Origin of the sequence: Citrobacter sp. wls615 (genome assembly GCF_005281355.1) — a bacterium.
Taxonomy (GTDB): Bacteria; Pseudomonadota; Gammaproteobacteria; order Enterobacterales; family Enterobacteriaceae; genus Citrobacter; species Citrobacter werkmanii.
The window spans coordinates 283854-306837 of sequence record NZ_SZXM01000005.1 but is presented as its reverse complement, the minus strand read 5'-3'; the positions used below and the strand labels follow the sequence as shown (position 1 = coordinate 306837).

The 22984-nt window shown below is 53.1% G+C and carries 23 protein-coding genes; 5 read left to right on the top strand and 18 right to left on the bottom strand.

The annotated features are described in order from the left end of the window. Window positions 1-9: 9 nt before the first annotated feature. The 17 genes from FDX04_RS02140 to FDX04_RS02060 form a co-directional block, all read right to left on the bottom strand. Window positions 10-888 carry a phosphotriesterase-related protein gene (locus FDX04_RS02140; RefSeq protein ID WP_042311962.1) on the bottom strand — a complete coding sequence of 293 codons (879 nt, stop codon included), beginning with the start codon at window positions 886-888 and terminating at the stop codon, window positions 10-12. Further along, entirely contained in the window at window positions 885-2111 is a 1227-nt protein-coding gene (locus FDX04_RS02135; protein WP_137370390.1) for a phosphopentomutase, read from the bottom strand. Before FDX04_RS02135 ends, FDX04_RS02140 begins: the two co-directional genes overlap by 4 nt. Continuing rightward, a complete protein-coding gene (locus FDX04_RS02130) occupies window positions 2111-3274 on the bottom strand; it encodes a YhfX family PLP-dependent enzyme (protein ID WP_137370389.1) in 1164 nt (387 codons plus the stop codon). The genes FDX04_RS02135 and FDX04_RS02130 overlap by 1 nt, the downstream gene beginning before the upstream one ends. Before the next feature lie 83 nt (window positions 3275-3357). Further along, entirely contained in the window at window positions 3358-3720 is a 363-nt protein-coding gene (locus tag FDX04_RS02125) for a PRD domain-containing protein (protein ID WP_137370388.1), read from the bottom strand. Window positions 3721-3735: 15 nt separating this feature from the next. Continuing rightward, complete coding sequence (yhfZ, locus tag FDX04_RS02120; RefSeq protein WP_137370387.1) at window positions 3736-4641, bottom strand: GntR family transcriptional regulator YhfZ; 906 nt, start codon at window positions 4639-4641, stop codon at window positions 3736-3738. 165 nt (window positions 4642-4806) lie between these two features. Further along, window positions 4807-5811: a tryptophan--tRNA ligase gene (trpS, locus tag FDX04_RS02115; RefSeq protein WP_042311949.1), complete on the bottom strand. Its 1005-nt coding sequence runs from the start codon at window positions 5809-5811 to the stop codon at window positions 4807-4809. Continuing rightward, window positions 5804-6562: a phosphoglycolate phosphatase gene (gene gph / locus FDX04_RS02110; protein WP_079225883.1), complete on the bottom strand. Its 759-nt coding sequence runs from the start codon at window positions 6560-6562 to the stop codon at window positions 5804-5806. Before gph ends, trpS begins: the two co-directional genes overlap by 8 nt. Further along, complete coding sequence (gene rpe / locus FDX04_RS02105) at window positions 6555-7232, bottom strand: ribulose-phosphate 3-epimerase (protein WP_003023561.1); 678 nt, start codon at window positions 7230-7232, stop codon at window positions 6555-6557. Before rpe ends, gph begins: the two co-directional genes overlap by 8 nt. Window positions 7233-7249: 17 nt before the next feature. Continuing rightward, window positions 7250-8086: an adenine-specific DNA-methyltransferase gene (dam, locus tag FDX04_RS02100; protein ID WP_137361508.1), complete on the bottom strand. Its 837-nt coding sequence runs from the start codon at window positions 8084-8086 to the stop codon at window positions 7250-7252. A 117-nt stretch (window positions 8087-8203) separates the two neighbouring features. Beyond that, on the bottom strand, window positions 8204-9499 hold the full coding sequence (damX, locus tag FDX04_RS02095; protein WP_137361509.1) for a cell division protein DamX: 1296 nt from the start codon (window positions 9497-9499) through the stop codon (window positions 8204-8206). Between the two features lie 96 nt (window positions 9500-9595). Beyond that, the gene (aroB, locus tag FDX04_RS02090) at window positions 9596-10684 is read right to left on the bottom strand and encodes a 3-dehydroquinate synthase (RefSeq protein WP_137370386.1); all 1089 of its coding nucleotides are present in this window, start codon (window positions 10682-10684) and stop codon (window positions 9596-9598) included. 57 nt (window positions 10685-10741) lie between these two features. Further along, entirely contained in the window at window positions 10742-11263 is a 522-nt protein-coding gene (aroK, locus tag FDX04_RS02085; RefSeq protein ID WP_003023552.1) for a shikimate kinase AroK, read from the bottom strand. Window positions 11264-11668: 405 nt separating this feature from the next. Continuing rightward, the gene (gene hofQ, locus FDX04_RS02080; protein ID WP_170975138.1) at window positions 11669-12904 is read right to left on the bottom strand and encodes a DNA uptake porin HofQ; all 1236 of its coding nucleotides are present in this window, start codon (window positions 12902-12904) and stop codon (window positions 11669-11671) included. Then, window positions 12819-13232 (bottom strand): HofP DNA utilization family protein, encoded by a 414-nt coding sequence (locus tag FDX04_RS02075; RefSeq protein ID WP_061381002.1) that lies wholly within the window; start codon window positions 13230-13232, stop codon window positions 12819-12821. Before FDX04_RS02075 ends, hofQ begins: the two co-directional genes overlap by 86 nt. After that, window positions 13222-13677, bottom strand: coding sequence for a hypothetical protein (locus tag FDX04_RS02070; protein ID WP_137361511.1), 456 nt, complete (start codon window positions 13675-13677; stop codon window positions 13222-13224). Before FDX04_RS02070 ends, FDX04_RS02075 begins: the two co-directional genes overlap by 11 nt. Further along, on the bottom strand, window positions 13661-14200 hold the full coding sequence (locus FDX04_RS02065; protein WP_137361512.1) for a PilN domain-containing protein: 540 nt from the start codon (window positions 14198-14200) through the stop codon (window positions 13661-13663). The genes FDX04_RS02070 and FDX04_RS02065 overlap by 17 nt, the downstream gene beginning before the upstream one ends. Beyond that, window positions 14200-14979, bottom strand: coding sequence for a type II secretion system protein GspL (locus FDX04_RS02060; RefSeq protein WP_137361513.1), 780 nt, complete (start codon window positions 14977-14979; stop codon window positions 14200-14202). Before FDX04_RS02060 ends, FDX04_RS02065 begins: the two co-directional genes overlap by 1 nt. A 120-nt stretch (window positions 14980-15099) precedes the next feature. On the opposite strand from FDX04_RS02060, the gene mrcA reads away from it, so the two are divergent. Continuing rightward, the gene (mrcA, locus tag FDX04_RS02055) at window positions 15100-17652 is read left to right on the top strand and encodes a peptidoglycan glycosyltransferase/peptidoglycan DD-transpeptidase MrcA (RefSeq protein ID WP_042311928.1); all 2553 of its coding nucleotides are present in this window, start codon (window positions 15100-15102) and stop codon (window positions 17650-17652) included. Window positions 17653-17764: 112 nt separating this feature from the next. Here mrcA and nudE read toward each other — a convergent pair whose 3' ends face one another. Further along, the gene (nudE, locus tag FDX04_RS02050; RefSeq protein ID WP_038634868.1) at window positions 17765-18325 is read right to left on the bottom strand and encodes an ADP compounds hydrolase NudE; all 561 of its coding nucleotides are present in this window, start codon (window positions 18323-18325) and stop codon (window positions 17765-17767) included. Window positions 18326-18647: 322 nt separating this feature from the next. On the opposite strand from nudE, the gene igaA reads away from it, so the two are divergent. From igaA to hslO, 4 genes are read left to right on the top strand one after another with little or no spacing between them, the layout of a single operon-like run. Then, window positions 18648-20783 (top strand): intracellular growth attenuator protein IgaA, encoded by a 2136-nt coding sequence (igaA, locus tag FDX04_RS02045; RefSeq protein WP_137370384.1) that lies wholly within the window; start codon window positions 18648-18650, stop codon window positions 20781-20783. A gap of 60 nt (window positions 20784-20843) precedes the next feature. Beyond that, entirely contained in the window at window positions 20844-21512 is a 669-nt protein-coding gene (gene yrfG, locus FDX04_RS02040) for a GMP/IMP nucleotidase (protein ID WP_110496639.1), read from the top strand. A 10-nt stretch (window positions 21513-21522) separates the two neighbouring features. Then, window positions 21523-21924 (top strand): ribosome-associated heat shock protein Hsp15, encoded by a 402-nt coding sequence (hslR, locus tag FDX04_RS02035; protein WP_003837900.1) that lies wholly within the window; start codon window positions 21523-21525, stop codon window positions 21922-21924. A gap of 24 nt (window positions 21925-21948) precedes the next feature. Beyond that, window positions 21949-22827 (top strand): Hsp33 family molecular chaperone HslO, encoded by an 879-nt coding sequence (gene hslO / locus FDX04_RS02030; protein ID WP_016157640.1) that lies wholly within the window; start codon window positions 21949-21951, stop codon window positions 22825-22827. Window positions 22828-22984 lie beyond the last annotated feature (157 nt).

Sequence of the window (22984 nt, the reverse complement as noted above, 5' to 3'; positions counted from 1 at the left end):
ATTCTGTCCTTATTGGAAAAATTGTGAGGGGTTATCACGTAACATCGTGTCCACATCGGCCTGGCTGAATCCTGACTGGCGCAACTGTGGGATAAAAGTGGTTAACAGATAGTCATAGCCATTGCCGCCATTGGCTTTTAAATGCGAGCGGCGAGTAATGTCCATAGAGAGCATCACGCGATTTAGCAGCCCACGATTGCGTAGCGCGTGCAGCATGCCAATGCGTTTCTCGTCCGGGTAATAGTTGTTTTTACCGATGGTATCGAACTGCACATACGCGCCGAGATCGATCATGCGTAAAATATTGTCGAGGTTATCTTTCAAATCGCAGTGACCAACGGTTACGCGAGAAAGGTCAACGCCGTACGTCCTCAGCAGGGTCAGTTGTTCCAGTCCCATGGTGCTAAAAGAGGTATGGGTCGAAATGGGGCGTCCGGTTTCGTTATGCGCGCGCGCTGCGGCGATAAACACCTTCTCTTCAAGCGGCGTAATCACTCCTTCACTGGAGCCGATTTCCGCGATAATTCCAGCCTGCAACTCGGTGCCATCGATACCGATGATAATCTCATCGATCATCTCTTGCGCGAGCTGTTCCACGCTACGGGTCGCAACATGCTCGGGGAAAAAAGCATCCTGATAATAGCCTGTGCAGGCCATCACGTTGATGCCGGTATCGCGCATCAGGTCGAGCATGAATTGCGGATTACGCCCCATATAGCGGTTGGTCATCTCAATAATGTTGCTGACACCTAACGCCCGGAGATCCTTCATCTCCTGGCAAATGAGGTCGTACTGATCTAACCGGCAATCAAGGTTATTCTTGAACCCGGAGAGATCGATATGCAGATGTTCGTGAACCCAGGTGTAACCCGTCGGATCAAAACTCATAAGATGTCCTCTTTAAGCCGTAATGCCGAAAGAAAAGAGCTGCCGTTTTGTGGTAACGACGCGCCGAAAAATTCGCACACCGTAGCGCCAACATCGGATAACGTCGCCCTAATACCTAATTGTGCTGGCTCCAGCCCCTGCCGATACACCAGAACCGGTACAACCTCCCGGGTATGATGACTGTGCCCAATGGTCGGATCGTTGCCATGATCGGCCATGACCACCAGACAATCATTTGGATCCATAGCGGCCAGAAGGCGCGAAAGATTAAGGTCAACAACCTGCAACCGTTCGGCATAACGCGCCGTGTCTTCAGCGTGTCCAGCAAGATCGGTTTCCTGAATGTTGGTACAGATAAATACCGTCGGCTCCGCGTTAAATTCGTTAAGGGTGATATCCATGATCTGCTGACTATCCACCAGGTTTTGCCAGCTGCGCCCGTGCGGATTGCCAACGATATCCGCCACCTTACCGACCAGCACGGTAGGGATTCCGGCTTCATGAAGTTTTTGCGGAACCTGCACCTGCTCATCGACGCCAAAGCCCATATGTCTGACCTGAAAACCGTTTTCATAGGCACCAGAGCGTGGGGCGTTAATGCCGATAAAGCGTCCTTCTTTGGTTTCGACGGCATCCAGAATGCGCTGGCTGTCTGCAAGCTGACCGCCAAACGCGATCACGCGCCCAACCTGAACCTGCTCACGCACCACGCGGCCAATTTTCAACACCTCATCAAACGGCATAACGGCAAGATTGGCGGTAATGTTGTAGACCTGACCTAAATCCGCTTCGAGGTTATCGCCCACCGCAACCGCATCGTTGACCCAAAGAAACGCCAGGTCGCCGCCGCGGCGTTCCACCTGCCAGCTTGCGGCTTTCAGCGCCTTCTCAACGCTATTAATAACCTCGTTAAATGGCATCCGCAGCGGAGCTTGAGGTTGCGTGCCTAAAATCTCCTGATGGCCCATAAAGGTATCTCCCCCTTCATGCTGTAGCTCTGCAACGCCCCAGACTGCCGATGCTGAAGGTTTCATCACGCCCGGCGCAAAGCCCAGAGCGTTAATCAGCCCCAACTTCTCAAGCGTCGGCAGGCGTAACTGCGGGAGTTTGCCCAGGATATGGCCGCAGGTATTCGCTCCTGCATCCTGCGGCCTGACCAGCGTGACGTCTTTCATTGCGCCAACGCCAAAACTGTCGATTACTAACACCACGAATCGGGCCATTAGTCCTCCAGAATGTTGCCGAGACTGTCGTAACGCGCGACGATTTCAGCCGCACCGCGCTGAATACCCGATACCAGCACCACGTCGCTACGCGTCACAAAGATCTGAGTGCGAAAACAGAAGATCACCGCGCTGCTCACCGGAAATTCCCCGGCAACAGGCAGGTAGTAGTCAATGCTGCTGTCGTCCACGGGTTTGAGCTTCGCGGCTATTGGGTCGTCATTTTCCGGTGTAAAGACCAGCGCATTTTGCGCATGACCGCGACGGTAATAACCCCCGCCGTAGCAATAACTGTCTCCACGAAACGTGTGCGATACCTCGCTCAGCCACAGCATCGCAATGCGTTCCGGCTGGTCGCCTTTTTGATTGGAAGGAATAGTGCCTGTCAGCGCATGACCCGGCTCCGCATGGGTGACACCAAATTCCGCCAGCAGGGGGAGTGACGAACAGCTACTGGCTGACGGCGCATTCAACTGCTCAATGGCAATCCCGGCTTCCGCCAACTGACGTCGGGCACTCACCAGCGTGTGCAGATTAGGTGTCGGCATCGTCTGCGCTGAGTTTTCATCCCATAACAGGCAGGGAAAATGGGTCAACCCGCTCAGGCGTAAGCCCGGCAGCCTGCGAATTTCATTGACCACATCCGTCAGATACATCAGTGGAAAGCCGCTTTCCTGCCCCGGATAGAGAAAATCATCCTTGTCATACACCTTTAACATTACGTTCTGTTCACAGCCGGCTTTCACCGCGGCAGCCGAGACTTCGCGCGCTTTTTCTAACGAGAACAGCGTGATAACCTCGGTCCCCTGCGCCACAGCCTCATTGACCAGTCGCGACGGGATCTGCACCAGATGTCCCTGATGCGCAACCGGTAACCCGGCACGGCGCATGACGCGACTCTCTTTGTAATCCACAACCACAATGCCTTCATAGCCAAGCTGCAACAGCTTGTCCGCCAGCCAGGGGTTGCGTCCAACCTGTTTGGTCATCAGATACAGCGAAATGCCATGTTGCCTGGCGACATCCAGCAGGCGTTTGCCATTCTCAATAACCTGGTCAACATCAATGACCCAACTGTCAGGTGCGATTTTTCCCTGCTGCCATAACGCGATAGCGGCCGAGATCAGCGCGGGGTTCTGGCGTTTCAATGCCTCTATAAACATTTCTCTGCCTCGTTTCTAATCCTTCAGTTAAATATTCATTTTTTTGAATATTTAGGATGCGCTAAGCTAATTCTTCATTGATTTCAGACGCCTTCGTTCGCCGCCATCCACAATCCATACAGGTTCGCCAGCATGTAACCTTCCTCATTAACGTGCGGCGTCACCGTAAACTCTTTCAGCAGCGCCTGATGAACCAGCAAAATAGTTGGCCAGAGAGGCGATTGCGCCATCTCCGCCAAAATCTCACCGTCCAGCGCTTCAACCACTTCGCCCTGGCGGCTGCGCATCAACGCGCTCGCCATATGGGTCATCGCCATAATCCCTTGCTCGCTATGAACCGGCAAACGCCACTCTTCATCCAGCCGTCTGACCACCTGCAGCATGCCGCTACAAATATCCTTGTCGATAACGCCCGCTTCACACAGCAGGTTAAGCCTGTTTTCCATATCGTTCGCCTTTACTTAATAGCTGGGTTCCTGTTCACCGTTCGCCACACGTTGTTGGTGAGCAAGCAGTGCCTCTTTATTCACAACGGCTCGCAGAAGCTGCTGCATCGGATAATCCTCTGCCCGGGTCAGTACCACGGCCTCCGTGGCCTGCAGAAATCGTGGATCGTTAGTGAGCGGTGTGGCTTCTAATCCCAAAACCGCCAGCTCAGCCTCCGCAACCACGTTCCAGATAACCGCATCGACATCGCCTTTCGCAATGCGCTGCAAACTCTCGTGATAGGGCATATCGATCAATTCAACGTTACGGTCGCCAAAACAGGCCTCGGTCATGATTTTCTGATCCGCCGAGCGGTTATCGAGTCCGACTCGTTTTACCGCTGCGGATTCACCCTTGCGGCAAATCAGTTGGTGCTCGCCAACGTAGGTATGCGGTCCCAGCGCCAACGTGATGCGCAATCCATCCTGAGCGAGATAACTTTCCGCAGCCAGCCGGGAAACCACCGCCATGTCGTAGACGCCGTTCAACAGGCATTCCACACGAATATCAGCCCCGCGCATATGCGCGTAATAAAACGGGATCCCCTCGAACTGCGCCTTTAGCCCACTCGCCAGCCCTTCATATAAACGGGTATAGGGCAGCGGCATTGCGCAGACGACGTTATTAATATCCACATGCTTGAGCAGCGCACGATTATCCATCTCCACCAGATAGCTACCGTTTCGCCCACGACGCTCGATACGGATCGCCCCCGAGGATTCCAACGTTTTCAACGCAGCCTGGGTTAACCCTACCGATGAGTGACACTCAGCGGCCAGTTCATCTATCGTTTTCAGTCGGTTACCACACTTCTCACCAAGCAGGTAACGGGCCAGGGTTGTCAGCACAACCCCCTCTTTCTTAATAAATGTCCGACGCATTTTATATTTTCAGTAAATTGAATATTTATATCTTCATTAAAATGAAGATATAGCGCAATGGGGAAATATGCAAACGGCGAGACGGTTCACATTTTTTGAGATTTACCAACGAGCAGGCGAAAAAAAACCGGGCGAAACCCGGTTTCTTCAACAACGCAGAGAACATTACGGCCTGGCGACAAAACCAATCGCTTCGTAAACGGCTTTCAGCGTAACAGACGCGCGTGCGCTGGCTTTTTCCGCACCTTCTTTCATCACTTTCTGCAGGAATGCTTCATCGTTACGGAAACGGTGATAACGTTCCTGAAGCTCGGTCAGCATACCGGAAACGGCCTCTGCGACTTCGCCTTTCAGATGACCATACATTTTGCCTTCGAAGTGCTGTTCCAGCTCCGGAATACTCTGGCCAGTGACGGCAGAGAGGATATCCAGCAGGTTAGAAACGCCCGCTTTTTCTTTCACGTCGTAACGCACAACAGGCGGCTCTTCCGAGTCGGTCATCGCGCGTTTGATTTTCTTAACCACAGATTTCGGATCTTCCAGCAGGCCGATCACGTTGTTGCGGTTGTCATCCGACTTGGACATTTTCTTCGTCGGCTCCAGCAGCGACATCACGCGTGCGCCGGATTTAGGAATGAACGGTTCCGGTACTTTGAAGATGTCGCCATACAGCGCGTTGAAGCGCTGGGCGATATCGCGGCTCAGTTCCAGATGCTGTTTCTGATCTTCGCCAACCGGTACCTGGTTGGTCTGATACAGCAGAATGTCCGCCGCCATCAGTACCGGATAATCAAACAGACCGGCGTTGATGTTCTCTGCATAACGCGCGGATTTATCTTTGAACTGAGTCATACGGCTCAGCTCGCCGAAATAGGTGTAGCAGTTCAGCGCCCAGCCTAACTGTGCGTGTTCCGGTACGTGAGACTGAACAAAAATGGTGCTTTTTTCAGGATCGATCCCGCATGCCAGGTACAGCGCCAGCGTATCCAGCGTTGCTTTACGCAGTTGCTGAGCATCCTGACGAACGGTAATGGCATGTTGGTCAACGATGCAGTAGATGCAATGGTAGTCATCCTGCATGTTCACCCACTGACGCAGCGCACCCATATAGTTGCCAATGGTCAATTCACCTGAGGGCTGTGCGCCACTAAAAACGATGGGCTTAGTCATTTTTCGATTCCTGATTTTCGCTATGCGGAAGCCCGAGAGCGGGCAGTAGTTCATTAATGCGGTCGGACATGACATCGGGCTCGCTCAAGGCGATAGACTCACCATAGTTGTAACCATACGTCAGACCAACGGACGGACAACCAGCAGCCTTAGCCGCCTGAATATCATTACGAGAATCCCCAACGAAGAGCATTTGCTCGGGCTTAATGCCAAGCTTGCTTGCCACCAGCAGTAGTGGATCCGGGTGTGGTTTTTTATTCTGCACGTCGTCACCACCGATGACCACGCTGAAGTATTTGGCGATATCTAACGCCTCGAGCAATGGCGCGACAAACGGGGTTGGTTTGTTGGTCACCAGACCCAGCGGCAAACCTTTAGCATGCAACGCGCCCAGCGTGTCGGCAACATCAGGGAACAGGAATGTCCCCTCTTCTGCGACATCGCCGTAGTACCTGTCGAACAGCTTACGCAAAATACGTACCTGTTCCTCGGCGGGAATATCATCATCAACGGGGGGCTTACCCATCGTTTTACGTAATGTCGCGCGCTCCTGACGAGACCACGCCAGCGCGCGCTCCATCAGTACATCTGCACCATTACCAATCCAGGTGATAACACGTTCTTCACCAGCAACCGGCAATTCCAGCGCATACAGCGCCATATCCACCGCTGCGGCTAATCCCGGCGCGCTGTCGACCAGCGTACCGTCGAGGTCAAAGGCTACGCCCCGAATATCCTGAAACTTATCCATGGCTTACCTTCGCCAGTTCATTGCGCATTTCATCAATGACTTTTTTGTAGTCTGGTTGGTCGAAAATAGCGGAACCTGCAACAAACATATCTGCACCCGCCGCTGCGATTTCACCAATATTGTTCACCTTGACGCCACCATCAACTTCCAGGCGGATGTCATAGCCAGATTCATCAATACGACGACGCACTTCACGCAGCTTATCCAGCGTTTGCGGGATGAAAGACTGTCCACCAAAGCCTGGGTTAACGGACATCAGCAGGATCACATCCAGCTTATCCATGACGTAGTCCAGGTAGCTCAAAGGTGTTGCCGGGTTAAACACCAGGCCCGCTTTACAGCCATGCTCTTTGATCAGTTGCAAGGTACGATCAACGTGCTCGGAGGCTTCCGGATGAAAAGTAATGATGCTGGCGCCAGCGGCGGCGAAGTCCGGGACAATACGATCGACCGGTTTCACCATCAGGTGAACATCAATCGGGGCGGTGATGCCATATTTACGCAGCGATTTCAGCACCATCGGGCCGATGGTCAGGTTCGGTACGTAGTGATTGTCCATAACGTCGAAGTGTACTACATCGGCACCGGCAGTCAGCGCTCTCGCGGTGTCTTCACCCAGGCGGGCAAAATCAGCCGACAGAATTGAGGGGGCGATCAAATACTGTTTCATCCGCTTCTCCTTGAGAATTATTTTTTCGCAGGCGTTGCGACTCCTGGTTTATACAGCGCCAGCAGTTCGTTCACCTTTTTACGCGTGCCGCCATTGCTGCTGATGCTGCGCCGCACTTTGACCTGAAAATGTTTCGCTGCCCGGTACCACTCACGGGTATCGGGCGTGTCATGGTTCGAAATTAACACCGGGATCTGCTTACTGACCAGCTTTTCTGCCATCTCGGCCAGATGCGCCTGCTCTTTCGGACTAAAGCTGTTGGTATGATACGCGGTGAAATTTGCCGTCGCCGAAAGCGGTGCATAAGGCGGGTCACAATAGACTACGGAGTTGGTATCCGCACGGTCCATGCACTCTTCATAGGAGAGGCAATGGAACTCCGCATTCTGCGCTTTTTCAGCAAAATGGTACAACTCGGCTTCCGGGAAGTAAGGTTTTTTATAACGACCAAACGGTACGTTAAACTCACCGCGCAGGTTATAACGGCACAACCCGTTGTAACCAAAGCGGTTCAGATACAGGAACAGCACTGCGCGGCGGAACGGATCCTGGCAGGCATTAAATTCTTCCCGAAACTGGTAGTACACCTCAGCCTGATTAGTTTCAGGCATAAACAGCTCGCGCGAAGCCTGCACGTACTCATCGGTACGCGTCTTCACGATGTTATAGAGACTGATGAGGTCGCTGTTGATATCGGCAAGAATATAACGAGAAAAGTCGGTGTTGAGAAACACCGACCCGGCCCCTACGAAGGGTTCAATCAGACACTCACCCTGAGGTAAATGCCGTTTGATATCATCAAGCAGGGGGTATTTTCCCCCTGCCCATTTCAAAAAAGCGCGATTTTTTTTCATGCTGACTAACTAATTACACCTTCTCCGGCTGTGGAGAAAGCTCCGACAGCATCCTGCGCTTTAGTCTTTGTCCCGCAATTGGGCGAAACAGCAAACCATTGCAGAACATATCCTATCTTACTTCAAATCGGCCTGAACCTGGTGCAGCGGTTTTGCCCACGGGTTTTTCGCCTGAATATCGGCGGGTAACGTAGACACTGCACGTTTCGCATCTTCTTTAGACGCATACACGCCCGTCACCAGAACATACCACGGTTGACCGTTGCGCGTCGTCTGATACACCACGTAGTTCTTCAGGTTTTCTTTCTTCGCCCAACCGTTCAGGTTGTCGTAGTTAGAAGAACTGCTGAGCTGCAACGTGTAATGACTGGACGGCGCAGATTTTAACGCGCCAACATTCCCTGTGCTTTTCGCTCCGCCAGCAACAGGCGTTGCCGTCGCGGTTGGCGCAGGAGTTGCGGTCTGTGCAGGTGTCGTCGTCGCGGTTGCTTTCGGTTCTGCTGTCGCTTTTGGCGCAGCGGTTACCACAGGCGCTTTGGTTGTGGTCGTCGGCGCAGTCGCGGTTGGTTTTGCCTGAGCAACAGGTTTTGGCTCTGTCGTCGTCGCTTTCACCGTGGTCTGCGGTTTGCTCTTCGGCTCAATGACGGCCTGTTTACGTTCCTGGTGCGTAGCAGCAGGACGTTCAACCGTTTCCGTTTTCGCAGTCTGGCGCGCAGCAGTACCATTACGAACTGGTGCGACGGTCGCAGGTTCGGTCGGCAGCGTAGAGTTCACCACAACGTTGTTAACCTGCTCCTGACCTTGCGGTTGCGTCAGCGCATTGTTCAGATCGCCCTGCACTTCAACACGCTGCTGGCCTTCAGTTGCCGCAGGCGTCTGCCCTTGAGTTGGGGTAGAGGAAATCGGCGGCAAGGAAACATCCTGCTGGGTATTGCCCGCAGTCTGCTCTGCGCCCGTTGCAGGCGTATTCGTGTTCGCCTGATCCGTCGCATTGCTGCCAGAAAGATCGATGCTCTTCTCGCCAGACGCAGCCTGTTCACTGGAAGAAGATGAGGGGGCTTTCAGCGCAGAACCAATACCGATGATCAGAAGCAGCAGCACCAGAACACCGACACCCATCATCATATACTGACGAGAGGCAGGTTTACTGACCGCTTTCTTACGCTTGCGCGGACGACGTTCTACACGCTCTTCATCCACCGCATCGTCATCAGATTCATAGTCTTCCTCGATGTCCCGCTCTTCTTCACGCTCTTTACGTGCGCGCGCAGGACGGCGATCGTCAGCATCCAGATCAACATCATCAAAATTGATTTGCGGCTCATTATCGCGTTCAGACGATTGACGAGAACGACCAGTACGACGATCGCTGGGATCGGGTTTCAGCTCGTCTTCTGGTTTGAATTCATCCATTTAACACCCCACTCAAAGGTTAATGCTTACAACTTTGCACGTAACCTGAAGCTAAAAGACCTACGTTTTGCAACGTACGTCGGACCTTTCTTGTTGTTACGCCTGCTGGCAATCAGCAATAGCGTTAAGAACCACCTCGTGCGACACTCCGCCGCGCACTTCACTCTTCCCTATTGCCCGCGGAAGCACTAAACGAATCTCTCCCGCTAACACTTTTTTATCTCGCAGCATGTGCGGCAAATAAGCCTCGGTAGACATTTCACGCGGCCCATTAACCGGTAAGCCTGCTCGCTGTAGCAGCGTAATAATGCGCTGCGTATCCGCGGAGGTAAACTGACCCAAACGTTCTGACGTACGAGCAGCCATTACCATACCTGCTGCGACGGCTTCACCATGTAACCAATTGCCATAACCCATTTCAGCTTCGATCGCATGGCCGAACGTGTGTCCCAGATTCAGTAAAGCACGTAAGCCCATTTCGCGCTCGTCTGCTGCGACAACTTCTGCTTTCAGCTCACAACAACGGCGAATACAGCACGCCATTGCCGGACCGTCCAGACGCAATAACGCGTCCAGATTGTCTTCCAGCCAGTTGAAAAACTCACCGTCAAGAATGATGCCGTATTTGATGACTTCCGCCAGCCCCGATGCCAGCTCACGCGCAGGAAGCGTTTTCAGGCAATCGAGATCCACCACCACGGAGGCTGGTTGGTAAAACGCGCCAATCATGTTTTTACCGAGGGGATGGTTTACGGCAGTTTTGCCGCCAACGGAGGAGTCGACCTGCGACAAGAGGGTTGTCGGGACTTGAATGAAACGAACACCGCGCTGATAGCTTGCTGCCGCAAAACCGGTCAGATCGCCAATCACGCCGCCGCCAAGTGCGACTAACGTGGTATCACGACCGTGCGGTTTTTGCAGTAACGCGGTGAAGACCGTGTCCAGAACCGTCAGGCTTTTATACTGTTCGCCATCGGGAAGGATAACGCTATCAACGTTAACACCCGCCTGTTCAAGTACGCCGCGAACCTTATCGAGATACAGGGGAGCCAGGGTTTCGTTGGTCACCAACATAACCTGATCGCCCGATTTCAGCGGTAAGAATGAAGCTGGCTCATTGAACAAACCAGCCGCGATGGTGATAGGGTAACTACGTTCCCCGAGAGTGACTGTGATCCTCTCCATTACGCGACATCCACCTTAGTTACTTGTACCCGCAGACGAGTGTGTATTCGGCCAGAATTAGTTGCTTTCCAACATATGAATAATCTGGTTTGCTACGACTTTTGCGCTCTGATCGTCAGTGCGAATGGTCACGTCTGCAATCTCTTCGTACAGAGGATTGCGTTCGTCAGCCAACGCTTCCAGAACTTCACGAGGCGGTGATTCTACCTGCAGCAGCGGGCGTTTCTTGTCACGTTGAGTACGCGCAAGTTGTTTTTCAATTGTCGTTTCAAGATAGACCACGACGCCACGCGCGGAGAGACGGTTACGTGTTTCACGTGATTTTACAGAGCCACCGCCAGTTGCCAGCACAATACCCTGTTTTTCCGTCAACTCGTTGATGACTTTTTCTTCGCGATCACGGAAGCCGTCTTCACCTTCTACATCGAAGACCCAGCCCACATCAGCTCCGGTTCGTTTCTCAATCTCTTGATCAGAATCGTAAAATTCCATATTGAGTTGTTGAGCTAACTGCCGCCCAATAGTGCTTTTTCCGGCACCCATAGGCCCAACCAGAAAGATATTGCGTTTCTCTGCCATTTTTTCGGTACTACTAAGACTATTCGTTAATGGTAAACCCGCTTCGCAGACACCCAGCGCAGCAGGACATGAACTGAAACCTCATAAGATATTGCGAGAGTCAGACTGAAAATTATCTCAATACTCAAGCGGGTTTGGCAACTGAATAAATCACCAAACCCTACGCATTTCTGGTCGTGACAGGCATGCAGCCCTGCAAACATCAGACCTGGCGACATATCGCGCAGTCAAATGACGGCTAAATAAGCCTATGACACACCACCAGAAAGGCAAAGCGTATTCATTGCCGCACAAGTAAAGAAAAGTACCGACGCTCAAATCGGTACTCCTTGTATGCTAAATACACCCCCACGTCAAATCCCTGAAACGTGTTCAGTGCAAAAACAACGGTTTTTCATGCATAAGTTATTCCGTTGACACCAGTCTGGGCGTAATAAAGACCACTAACTCCCGACGTTCATCTTCTTTTCCATCGTGACGAAAAAGAGAGCCAAGCCAGGGGATGTCGCCTAACAACGGCACGCTGTCAGCCGCAGATTTATTTTTATGTGAAAAAATGCCGCCCAGCGCGATCGTCTCTCCACTTTTTACCTCAACCTGTGTTTCAATTTCCTGCTTATCGATAGCCAGAACTTCACCATCAGCTTGTTGTAGCACCTGCCCGGGAACATTCTGGCTAATATGCAGTTTCAACCTGATTCGACCTTTCTGCAAAACAGTGGGCGTAACCTCCATCCCCAGGACTGCTTCTTTAAACTCGACGGATGTCGCCCCGCTTTCTCCGCTGGAGACCTGATACGGGATCTCGCTGCCCTGCTTAATACTGGCAGGTTGCAGATGAGAAGCCAGTAATCGCGGGCTGGCGATGATATCAAGCTGCTGTTTTTGCTCCAGTGCCGACAACTCCAGTTCCAGTAACCGACCGTTAATACGACCAATATTAAATCCCACACGGGATGTCGCCGCGGGCACCGAAAGATCGCTGGCAAGCGTGGTGACATTCCCCACCGCCCCCGGTTGTTGCGCGTCAGCCAGCGACCATTTAACCCCCAGCTCGCGCAAACTGTTTTCATTAATCGTGACGATATGCGCTGCCAGTTCGACCTGTTCAACGGGTAGATCCATTTGCGCCACCCATTTTTCCAGCGCGTTAAGCACCACGCTATTATCACGCAGCAGTAAGCGGTTGGTTCGTTTGTCAACCGTCATGCTGCCTTTGCCGCTCAGCAGCTTCTCTCCAGCTTTTGCCAACTCGGCGGCGTCAGCGTATTGCAAAATGATGTTGCGTTGTTCCAAAGGCAGGCTGGCCTGAATCCGCGCCTGTTCATTTTCCTGGCGGGCCGCATTTTCACTCTGCCATTGCACAGAATGCACATGCAGAATGTTGCCCTCCTGACGTAGCACCAATCCGGCGCTTTTCACGACCGTTTGCAACGCCTGCTTCCAGGGCACATCGGTCAGATGAAGTGACAGCACCCCGCCAACATCCGGTGAAACCACCAGGTTTTTCTTTTCTTGTTCCGCCAGGGCCTGCAAAACCTGCACAACAGGCACATCATCCACCACCAGCGTTACGTTTTGCGGTTTTCCCGCCAGCTCGCCGGGCACCACGACCAGCAGCATCATGGCTATCCATCTCATCCATCGATTCATTTATCGCTCCCTGTCGTTGCCACTGCCATTGAGCAGGCTCGCAGCTTTTCTCTGTGTTGAGAGTTAAGCTTTCAGCCGTTATCTGCGAAATCGTCCAACCGTTTTTCAGGACGTCGTTTCGCTCAACTCGCCGCCATTTGTGCTGCCCATCCTGCACGATGCCGATCGGTCGCTCACCCACGCTCACCATGCCCTGATAGCGCCACGTCGACAGCTCGGCTATCTGGCAAGGGTCTTCCGGCGGTAAGAAGGGATTGCGCATACCGGTCAGGATCAGCACGCTAATGCACGCCAACAGCCAGCGTTCAACCGTCATTCAGATGTTCCAGCTGTAGCGTTAACAGCAGTTCAGCGCCTTCTACACTGAGAGAAAACCGGCTGACGTTCATCCCTTGTTCCGCCAGTTGGGCAAACATCGGCGGGATAGCATCCCACGCTGGCCTCAGCGTCATCTCCCCGCCCTTAATGGTGGGTTGCCAGTGAACAAGACGTGCAAGGGGTGTCTGAAACAGCAACGGAGAGAAAGGAATAAACGTCTCTTCAGACTCTTCAATCGATGACGCCAGCAGATACACGTTTCGCCATTGCGTCTGAATGGCGGCACGTTGCTGGTTTAGCGCCTGTTGTCGCATACCCCGCTGCCTGGTGGCGGGGTGAAGACATAGCGCTACCATCATAAGCAGCCCTAAAATCCAGCCGCATGCGCACATAAATCGAAAGCGCGGCGACTGCGCCAGCCAGGCATCACAGAGCGTTATCATGCGTGTCACTCCGCGTCAGACGATAGTGGAATTGCCAGCGCCCTTGGGCATCCTGCTGCGTTTCGCCGGGGCGATTTAACGTAAACCACGGCTGTTGGCGTAATTGCGTTTCCAGTGACTTAAGGGCGGCAAAGTTCAACGTATTTCCGGTCAGCTCCAGCGTCCCTTGCTGCCAAGTCATTTTGGTTAACCACGCCTGTTCCGGGAGTAATTCCGCCAGTTGTTGCAGAATCTGTTGCCAGCTTTGGGTCTGGTCACGCTGTTTGTTTCGCGCTTGTACCTGTTGCCATTGTTGCAGACGCTGCTGCAAACGAGGCTTTAGCGCCGTCAGCGCCGCTATCCGCTTATTTTCAGCCTCTACCAGCAGGAGTTCGACCCGGTTTTCCATGCTAAAAACACTGTAATAGATTAACGTCACGCCAATGCTCAATAGTAGCGAAGCGCTAAAGAAGACACCCCAGAAGCGCAAACAGGCATACCGCCGTGTCTGACGCCAGGGCAGAAGATTGATGGTCGCTATCATCAATACGTTCCTCCCATAGCCAGTCCCAATGCAATGGCAAAGCGGTGACTTTGCGGTGGAATTGGCGGCTGGCGAACGGACACGACATTTAAAGGATCGAATCCGCTGGGGTCGCATAGCGCAATGGCTGCCGGGGAAAGAGATAACGTCGCGGCGAGTTCGTCGAGACGGCTAATATCGCTCGTCAATTTTCGCCCCCATGACGAGCGGGTCGCCCATAGCCACTGGGTATCATCACGCCATACCAGACACTGTTGATCTTCGGGTAAATAAGGAATAAATCGTTGTAAGGCGCTGGCGTCCGGCGTAATCGCTTTAACCTGTACTTTCAGCGTTTGTATTAACGTCAGCAGCGTTGAAATCTCTTTGCTTTGCGCGGCGGTGACGTTAAACGCCGGGCTCAACGTGTCTTCGCTATAATCAAAATGCAGCGCATCCGGCGACATATCCAGTTCACGCGCCATCGAACCGGACAACCATGCGGTTTGCGCTGGCTCTCGCAAGGCCATTGCCGGGAGAGGGAACTTTTTTTGTAACGTCCTGTTGGCGGGAAAGGAGAGGTGAATATGATGTCGGCGAGGAAGCTCACGGCTCCACGGCAGTAGCGTTGCGACAAGCTGTTCAGGCTCGCGAATGTGGCCATCAACGATAACCTGAGGTGCCAGCGGCATACGCCACCAGCGCTGTAGAAACCAACCGGTCGCGTCGCGAACGACAGCGGCAGCCAGCGCTTCATGTTGCTGAATATGCAGACCAATTTTCCAGATATTGAAAGCCATTGCTGATGATCTCCTTATCACCCGTTGCTTTAACGGGTATATCAATGCGTCTGGCTTGCCTTTATACTACCGCGCGTTTGTTTATAAACTGCCCAAATGCCACTAAATGGGAAATCTCCAGTGAAGTTCGTAAAGTATTTATTAATCCTTGCAGTATGTTGCATCCTGCTGGGAGCAGGCTCGATTTATGGCCTCTATCGCTATATTGAGCCGCAATTACCTGACGTCGCGACGCTCAAAGATGTGCGTTTACAGATCCCGATGCAGGTTTACAGCGCTGACGGCGAGCTGATCGCGCAATATGGCGAGAAACGTCGAATCCCGGTCACGCTGGATCAGATGCCGCCAGTGATGGTCAAAGCTTTTATCGCCACAGAAGACAGCCGCTTTTATGAGCACCACGGGGTAGACCCGGTGGGGATCTTCCGTGCTGCCAGCGTCGCATTGTTCTCCGGTCACGCTTCACAAGGGGCGAGTACTATTACCCAGCAGTTGGCGAGAAACTTCTTCCTGAGCCCGGAACGTACGCTGATGCGTAAGATCAAAGAAGTGTTTCTGGCGATCCGCATTGAACAATTGTTGAGTAAAGATGAGATCCTCGAGCTGTATCTGAACAAGATCTACCTGGGGTATCGCGCCTATGGCGTGGGTGCTGCCGCACAGGTCTATTTCGGTAAGACGGTCGATCAGCTCAGCTTAAGTGAGATTGCAGTGATTGCCGGTCTGCCAAAAGCGCCGTCAACCTTCAACCCTCTCTATTCGATGGACCGTGCCACCGCGCGACGTAACGTCGTGCTGTCGCGTATGCTGAGTGAAAACTACATTACGCAGGCCCAGTACGATCAGGCGCGTAATGAAGCCATTGACGCCAACTACCACGCGCCGGAAATCGCCTTCTCTGCGCCGTATCTGTCTGAGATGGTGCGCCAGGAGATGTATAACCGCTATGGCGAGAAAGCCTATGAAGACGGATATCGCATCACCACCACCATTACGCGCAAAGTGCAGCAGGCGGCTCAGCAGGCAGTACGTAACAACGTGATGGATTACGACATGCGCCACGGCTACCGCGGCCCGTCAAACGTGCTGTGGAAAGTGGGCGAAGGCAGTTGGGACAGCAAAAAAATTACCGATACGCTGAAAGCGCTGCCAACATATGGGCCACTGTTGCCGGCGGTTGTCACCAGCGCCAATCCGCAGGAAGCCATTGCCGCGCTGGCGGATGGTACGTCAGTGTCATTACGGATGGATGGCATGCGCTGGGCGCGTCCTTACCGCTCGGATACCCAGCAAGGTCCGACACCGCGTAAAGTGACAGATGTGGTACAGGCCGGTCAGCAAATCTGGGTACGCCAGGTTGGCGATGCCTGGTGGCTGGCGCAAGTGCCGGACGTTAACTCCGCCCTGGTTTCTATTAATCCGCAAAACGGCGCGGTGCTGGCGTTGGTGGGTGGTTTTGACTTCAACCAGAGCAAGTTTAACCGTGCAACCCAGGCGCTACGCCAGGTGGGTTCCAACATCAAACCATTCCTCTATACCGCCGCGATGGATAAAGGTCTGACGCTGGCGAGCATGCTCAACGACGTGCCGATCTCCCGCTGGGATGCTGGTGCCGGTTCCGACTGGCAGCCGAAGAACTCACCGCCGCAGTATGCTGGTCCTATCCGTTTACGTCAGGGTCTGGGCCAGTCGAAAAACGTGGTGATGGTCCGCGCCATGCGCGCCATGGGCGTGGATTACGCGGCAGAGTATCTGCAACGTTTCGGCTTCCCGGCACAGAACATTGTGCACACCGAGTCGCTGGCGCTGGGTTCCGCCTCGTTCACGCCAATGCAGGTGGCGCGCGGTTACGCGGTGATGGCGAACGGAGGTTTCCTGGTCGATCCGTATTTCATCAGTAAGATCGAAAGCGATATGGGCGGCGTTATCTTCGAAGCGAAGCCAAAAATTGCCTGCCCGGATTGTGATATCCCGGTGATTTATGGCGATACCCAGAAATCTAACGTGCTGGAAAACAGCAATGTAGAAGATGTCGCTGTCTCGCAGGAACAGCAGAATGCTGCCGTGCCTATGCCGCAGCTTGAGCAGGCGAATCAGGCGTTGGTCGCGCAAAGTGGAACGCAGGAGTACGCTCCGCACGTGATCAACACGCCGCTGGCCTTCCTGATTAAAAGCGCGCTGAACACCAATATCTTTGGTGAACCAGGCTGGATGGGAACTGGTTGGCGTGCCGGTCGCGATTTACAGCGTCATGATATCGGCGGGAAAACCGGGACCACCAACAGTTCTAAAGATGCGTGGTTCTCCGGTTACGGGCCAGGCGTGGTGACGTCAGTATGGATCGGCTTTGATGATCATCGCCGCAATCTGGGTCACACGACAGCTTCCGGGGCGATCAAAGATCAAATCTCCGGCTATGAAGGCGGCGCGAAGAGCGCACAGCCGGCGTGGGATGCTTACATGAAATCCGTGCTGGAAGGCGTGCCTGAGCAGCCGTTGACGCCGCCGCCGGGTATTGTGACAGTCAATATCGATCGCAGTACCGGTCAACTGGCGAGCGGCGGTAACAGCCGTGCAGAGTATTTCATTGAAGGTACTCAGCCAACGCAGCAGGCGGTACACGAGGTAGGGACAACCATTATCGATAATGGTGAGACACACGAACTGTTCTGATCGATTGCCGGATGGCGCTTCGCTTATCCGGCCTACATTTTCGGCGTAATCATTTGATATTGCTGGATGTTGTAGGCCGGATAAGGCGTCAGCCGCCATCCGGCAACATAAACTACAATCGTCCCTGCCCTTTCAGCCATTCGCGTACGAGGAACAACGCGCTCACATTGCGAGCTTCGTGGAAATCAGGATCCTCCAGCAAATCCATCATATGCGCGAGTGGCCAGCGTACCTGCGGTAATGGCTCAGGTTCATCCCCTTCCAGCGATTCAGGATAAAGATCCTCTGCCACCACAATGTTCATCTTGCTGGAGAAATAAGATGGCGCCATGCTGAGTTTCTTCAAAAAAGTCAGATCTTTCGCGCCAAATCCCACCTCTTCTTTCAGTTCCCGATTCGCCGCCTCAAATACGCTTTCACCGGGATCAATTAATCCTTTGGAAAAACCCAGTTCGTAGGACTCGGTCCCGACCGCGTATTCGCGGATAAGGATCAGGTGGTCATCCACAATCGGCACAATCATTACCGCTTCACGCGTGGAGGGCCGCATACGTTCATAAACGCGGCGTACGCCATTGCTGAACTCAAGGTCCACGCTTTCGACCTTAAACAGCCGGGATTGGGCGACGGTTTCCACTTTCAAAATCGTGGGTTTTTGTAATGATTTGCTCATTGTGAGGATCTTTGCTGTGAAATCTGGGGTCATTGTGCGATATACCGCACGGTTTCGGCAACGTGAATTGCCGTTTATTTACATTTATGTAACGTACTAAAAGTTAATCCCTATTTCAAATTAAAAGTCAATAGGTTGAAATAACTCCAGGAATTTGCTGATATTCCATTTTTAGTGATTTTGCTATGATTCGCATTTACTGGGCTGCGCTTTAAGATGCTCAAGTTCAACTCCACACTTGCCGATAGCCAACTAAAGAATCACGAATATTGAACAGGGTGCGACTGACCACGCCTGACAGACTAAGTAAGATGGGGAAAGCATGAGCACCATTCTGATTTTTTTAGCTGCTTTGCTGGCCTGCTCATTGCTTGCAGGGTGGCGACTCAGAACGAAATCCAGACGGAAAAATTTACCCTTGAGCAACGTCTTTTCAGACGCCGCGAAGCGTAAACTTACGCCTGAAGAACACAGCGCTGTCGAAAACTATCTCGAAAACCTGAGTCAAATTCAGCAAGTACCAGGTCCAACGGGCGCCAGCTCTGCGCCGGTATCGTTAACGCTGAATGCCCAAAGTAACAGCGTCATTGTGCTTACGCACGCGATTACACGTTACGGCATTACCACCGACGATCCTAACAAATGGCGCTATTATCTTGATTCCGTTGAGGTGCATTTGCCGCCTTTTTGGGAACAATACATCAATGACGAAAACAGCGTTGAGCTGATCCACACCAATACGTTGCCGCTGGTTATTTCGCTAAACGGCCACACGCTGCAGGAATATATGCAGGAAGCGCGTGGCTATGCGTTGCAGCATACCGCCTCTACCCAGGCGTCCATTCGCGGTGAAGAAAGTGAACAAATCGAACTACTGAATATTCGTCAGGAAACCCATGAAGAATATGCGCTCAGCCGCCCTTCTGGATTACGCGAAGCGTTACTGATCGCCGCATCATTCCTGCTGTTCTTTTTATGTTTAATCATCCCGGATACGTTTGTTCCGTGGGCAGTCGGTGGCGCGGTGCTGTTGCTCGGTGCAGGTCTGTGGGGGCTGTTCGCTCCGCCATCTAAAACCGCCCTGCGAGAAATTCATTGTCTGCGCGGGACGCCGCGTCGCTGGGGTTTGTTTGGCGAGAACGACCAGGAGCAAATTAACAATATTTCTCTGGGTATTATTGATCTGATCTATCCCCCTCACTGGCAGCCTTACATTGCGCAGGATCTTGGTCAGCAAACGGATATCGATATTTATCTCGATCGCCACGTTGTACGCCAGGGACGTTTTTTATCCCTGCACGACGAGGTTAAAAATTTCCCGTTGCAACACTGGCTACGCAATGCCGTTATCGCAGGCGGTTCGCTGTTAGTGCTGCTGATGCTGCTGTTCTGGATCCCGTTGGATATGCCGATAAAATTCACCCTTTCCTGGATGAAAGGCGCGCAGACTATCGAAGCCACCAGCGTGAAACAGCTTGAGAACGCGGGCGTCCGCGTGGGGGACACACTACACCTGAGCGGCACAGGTATGTGTAACATTCATACCCAGGGGAGCTGGAATACACAGCCCGCCACGCCGTTCATGCCTTTTGATTGCACGCAAATTATCTGGAATGACGCGCGCGCGCTACCGCTTCCTGAATCCGATCTGGTGAACAAAGCCACCGCGCTCACGCAGGCCGTAAGCCGCCAGTTGCACCCCAAACCAGATGATGATTCCCGCGTCAGCGCGTCATTACGTTCGGCAATCCAAAAGTCCGGCATGGTGTTACTGGATGATTTTGGTGAAATTGTCCTGAAAACAGCCGATCTGTGCGCAGCCAAAGATGAATGCGTGCGCTTAAAAAATGCGCTGGTTAACCTCGGTAACAGTAAAGACTGGGCCGCCCTGGTGAAACGCGCTAACGCCGGAAAACTGGATGGCGTAAATGTGCTGCTGCGTCCGGTAAGCGCCGAGTCGCTGGATAATCTGGTCAATACCTCTACGGCGCCGTTTATTTCACGCGAGACGGCGCGAGCGGCCCAGGCGCTAAATAGCCCTGCCCCCGGCGGTTTTCTGATTATCAGCGACGAGGGCAGCGATCTGGTCGATCAGCCCTGGCCGTCGACCTCTCTGTATGACTACCCGCCGCAAGAACAGTGGAACGCCTTCCAGCGTCTGGCCCAGATGCTAATGCAAACACCATTTCGCGCGGAGGGGATCGTCACCAATATCTCTACCGACGCCAACGGTACCCAGCACATTGGCCTGCACCGAATCCCGGATCGTTCAGGATTATGGCGCTACCTTGGCACGACGCTGCTGATGCTCTCCATGCTCGGATGCGCTATCTATAACAGCGTTCAGGCATTCAGACGCTACCAGCGCCATCGCTCGCGCATCGCAGAAATTCAAAGCTATTACGAAAGTTGCCTCAACCCAACGCTGATTGACGACCCGGAAAGCCTGATTCGATAACACGCTCGCGCGCCAGGATATGCTACCCTGTCGCGCATCATGTTTTCTTCTGGGGGGTTCATGCATATCAATATTGCCTGGCAGGATGTCGACACCGTATTGTTAGATATGGACGGCACGCTGCTCGATCTGGCATTCGATAACTATTTCTGGCAAAAACTGGTGCCGGAAACCTATGGCGCAAAGCAGGGTATCTCTCCCCAGGAAGCCCAGGACTATATTCGCCAGCAGTATCATGCCGTGCAGCATACGCTAAACTGGTACTGCCTGGATTACTGGAGCGAGCGCCTGGATCTGGATATTTGCGCCATGACAACGGAACAAGGACCACGCGCCGTTTTGCGTGAAGATACCGTACCGTTTCTTGATGCTTTGAAAGCCAGCGGCAAACGCCGTATTTTGCTTACCAACGCACATCCGCATAATCTCGCGGTAAAACTAGAGCATACCGGTCTGGCCTCGCACCTTGATTTATTACTTTCCACCCACACATTTGGTTATCCCAAAGAGGATCAGCGGTTATGGCACGCTGTGGCTGAAGAAACGGGAATGAGTGCAGAGAAGACGCTGTTTATTGACGATAGCGAACCCATTCTCGACGCCGCTGCTCTGTTCGGCATTCGTTACTGCCTCGGCGTAACCAATCCCGACTCAGGTATTGCGGAAAAACAGTACGCACGCCATCCGTCATTGAATGACTACCGCCGACTGATCCCCTCACTGATGTGAAGGAGACGCCATGAAAGAAAAGCCCTCTGCTGAAGTCAGGCTGGATAAATGGCTATGGGCTGCGCGCTTTTATAAAACGCGTGCGCTGGCCCGTGAAATGGTTGAAGGCGGTAAGGTGCATTACAACGGCCAACGTAGTAAGCCGAGCAAGATTGTCGAGCTGAACGCCACCCTCACCCTGCGCCAGGGAAATGACGAGCGGACGGTCATTATCAAGGCCATTACCGAGCAGCGTCGCCCGGCCACGGAAGCCGTTACGCTGTATGAAGAAACCGCGGAAAGCGTAGAAAAACGCGAAAAAATGGCGCTGGCGCGTAAACTTAACGCGTTAACCATGCCGCACCCGGACAGACGACCGGACAAGAAAGAACGCCGCGACCTGTTACGATTTAAACACGGCGACAGCGAGTGACTGTCACCTGCAAGAGAGATGATTATGCCGCAACATGACCAATTACATCGTTATCTGTTTGAAAACTTTGCCGTGCGCGGCGAGCTGGTGACCGTTTCGGAAACCCTGCAACAGATCCTCGAAAACCATACTTACCCGCAGCCGGTTAAAAACGTGCTGGCTGAACTGCTGGTCGCCACCAGCCTGCTTACCGCTACGCTGAAGTTTGCTGGTGATATCACCGTACAGTTGCAGGGCGATGGTCCGCTGAGCCTGGCCGTCATCAACGGCAACAACAATCAGCAGATGCGCGGCGTGGCCCGCATGCAGGGTGATATTCCTGAAGGCGCGGATCTGAAAACGCTGGTAGGCAACGGCTACCTGGTGATTACCATTACGCCGGAAGAAGGCGAGCGTTATCAGGGTGTGGTCGGTCTGGAAGGCGACACGCTGGCCGCCTGTCTGGAAGATTACTTCATGCGTTCTGAACAATTGCCGACACGGCTGTTTATCCGAACTGGCGACGTCGATGGCAAACCCGCCGCTGGTGGGATGCTGCTGCAGGTGATGCCGGCGCAAAACGCGCAGGCAGATGATTTCGATCACCTCACCGCCCTGACCGAAACCATCAAAACCGAAGAGCTGTTGACGCTGCCAGCTAACGAAGTACTGTGGCGTTTGTACCACGAAGAAGAAGTTACCCTCTACGATCCGCAGGACGTTGAGTTCAAATGCACCTGTTCACGCGAACGCTGCGCAGGCGCACTGAAAACGCTGCCGGACGAAGAAGTGGACAGCATTCTGGCGGAAGAAGGCGAGATCGATATGCACTGCGATTACTGCGGTAGCCACTATCTGTTTAACGCCATGGATATTGCTGAGATCCGCAGCAACGCTTCTCCAGCAGACCCACAGGTCCATTAAGTTATTAGCCCGGTAGTGTACTCTGCCGGGCTAAATCCACTTGCTCATTCGCCCCCACCTGCCGCAGACCAATAGATCTCATACTTCAGCTAGTCGTGCGTGAAAGTTCAACGCTATCCATGTCGTCATCCAGCATCACGAGAAAGCCCCATAATCG

Coding starts and splice junctions, on each gene's coding strand:
- hslO (WP_016157640.1), top strand. CDS start 21,949: ATGCCGCAACATGACCAATTACATCGTTATCTGTTTGAAAACTTTGCC.
- yrfG (WP_110496639.1), top strand. CDS start 20,844: ATGCATATCAATATTGCCTGGCAGGATGTCGACACCGTATTGTTAGAT.
- dam (WP_137361508.1), bottom strand. CDS start 8,086: ATGAAAAAAAATCGCGCTTTTTTGAAATGGGCAGGGGGAAAATACCCC.
- yhfZ (WP_137370387.1), bottom strand. CDS start 4,641: ATGCGTCGGACATTTATTAAGAAAGAGGGGGTTGTGCTGACAACCCTG.
- aroK (WP_003023552.1), bottom strand. CDS start 11,263: ATGGCAGAGAAACGCAATATCTTTCTGGTTGGGCCTATGGGTGCCGGA.
- trpS (WP_042311949.1), bottom strand. CDS start 5,811: ATGACTAAGCCCATCGTTTTTAGTGGCGCACAGCCCTCAGGTGAATTG.
- FDX04_RS02135 (WP_137370390.1), bottom strand. CDS start 2,111: ATGGCCCGATTCGTGGTGTTAGTAATCGACAGTTTTGGCGTTGGCGCA.
- FDX04_RS02070 (WP_137361511.1), bottom strand. CDS start 13,677: ATGATAACGCTCTGTGATGCCTGGCTGGCGCAGTCGCCGCGCTTTCGA.
- gph (WP_079225883.1), bottom strand. CDS start 6,562: ATGGATAAGTTTCAGGATATTCGGGGCGTAGCCTTTGACCTCGACGGT.
- FDX04_RS02065 (WP_137361512.1), bottom strand. CDS start 14,200: ATGATAGCGACCATCAATCTTCTGCCCTGGCGTCAGACACGGCGGTAT.
- nudE (WP_038634868.1), bottom strand. CDS start 18,325: ATGAGCAAATCATTACAAAAACCCACGATTTTGAAAGTGGAAACCGTC.
- rpe (WP_003023561.1), bottom strand. CDS start 7,232: ATGAAACAGTATTTGATCGCCCCCTCAATTCTGTCGGCTGATTTTGCC.
- FDX04_RS02125 (WP_137370388.1), bottom strand. CDS start 3,720: ATGGAAAACAGGCTTAACCTGCTGTGTGAAGCGGGCGTTATCGACAAG.
- FDX04_RS02140 (WP_042311962.1), bottom strand. CDS start 888: ATGAGTTTTGATCCGACGGGTTACACCTGGGTTCACGAACATCTGCAT.
- hslR (WP_003837900.1), top strand. CDS start 21,523: ATGAAAGAAAAGCCCTCTGCTGAAGTCAGGCTGGATAAATGGCTATGG.
- aroB (WP_137370386.1), bottom strand. CDS start 10,684: ATGGAGAGGATCACAGTCACTCTCGGGGAACGTAGTTACCCTATCACC.
- FDX04_RS02130 (WP_137370389.1), bottom strand. CDS start 3,274: ATGTTTATAGAGGCATTGAAACGCCAGAACCCCGCGCTGATCTCGGCC.
- hofQ (WP_170975138.1), bottom strand. CDS start 12,904: ATGAGATGGATAGCCATGATGCTGCTGGTCGTGGTGCCCGGCGAGCTG.
- damX (WP_137361509.1), bottom strand. CDS start 9,499: ATGGATGAATTCAAACCAGAAGACGAGCTGAAACCCGATCCCAGCGAT.
- igaA (WP_137370384.1), top strand. CDS start 18,648: ATGAGCACCATTCTGATTTTTTTAGCTGCTTTGCTGGCCTGCTCATTG.
- FDX04_RS02075 (WP_061381002.1), bottom strand. CDS start 13,232: ATGACGGTTGAACGCTGGCTGTTGGCGTGCATTAGCGTGCTGATCCTG.
- FDX04_RS02060 (WP_137361513.1), bottom strand. CDS start 14,979: ATGGCTTTCAATATCTGGAAAATTGGTCTGCATATTCAGCAACATGAA.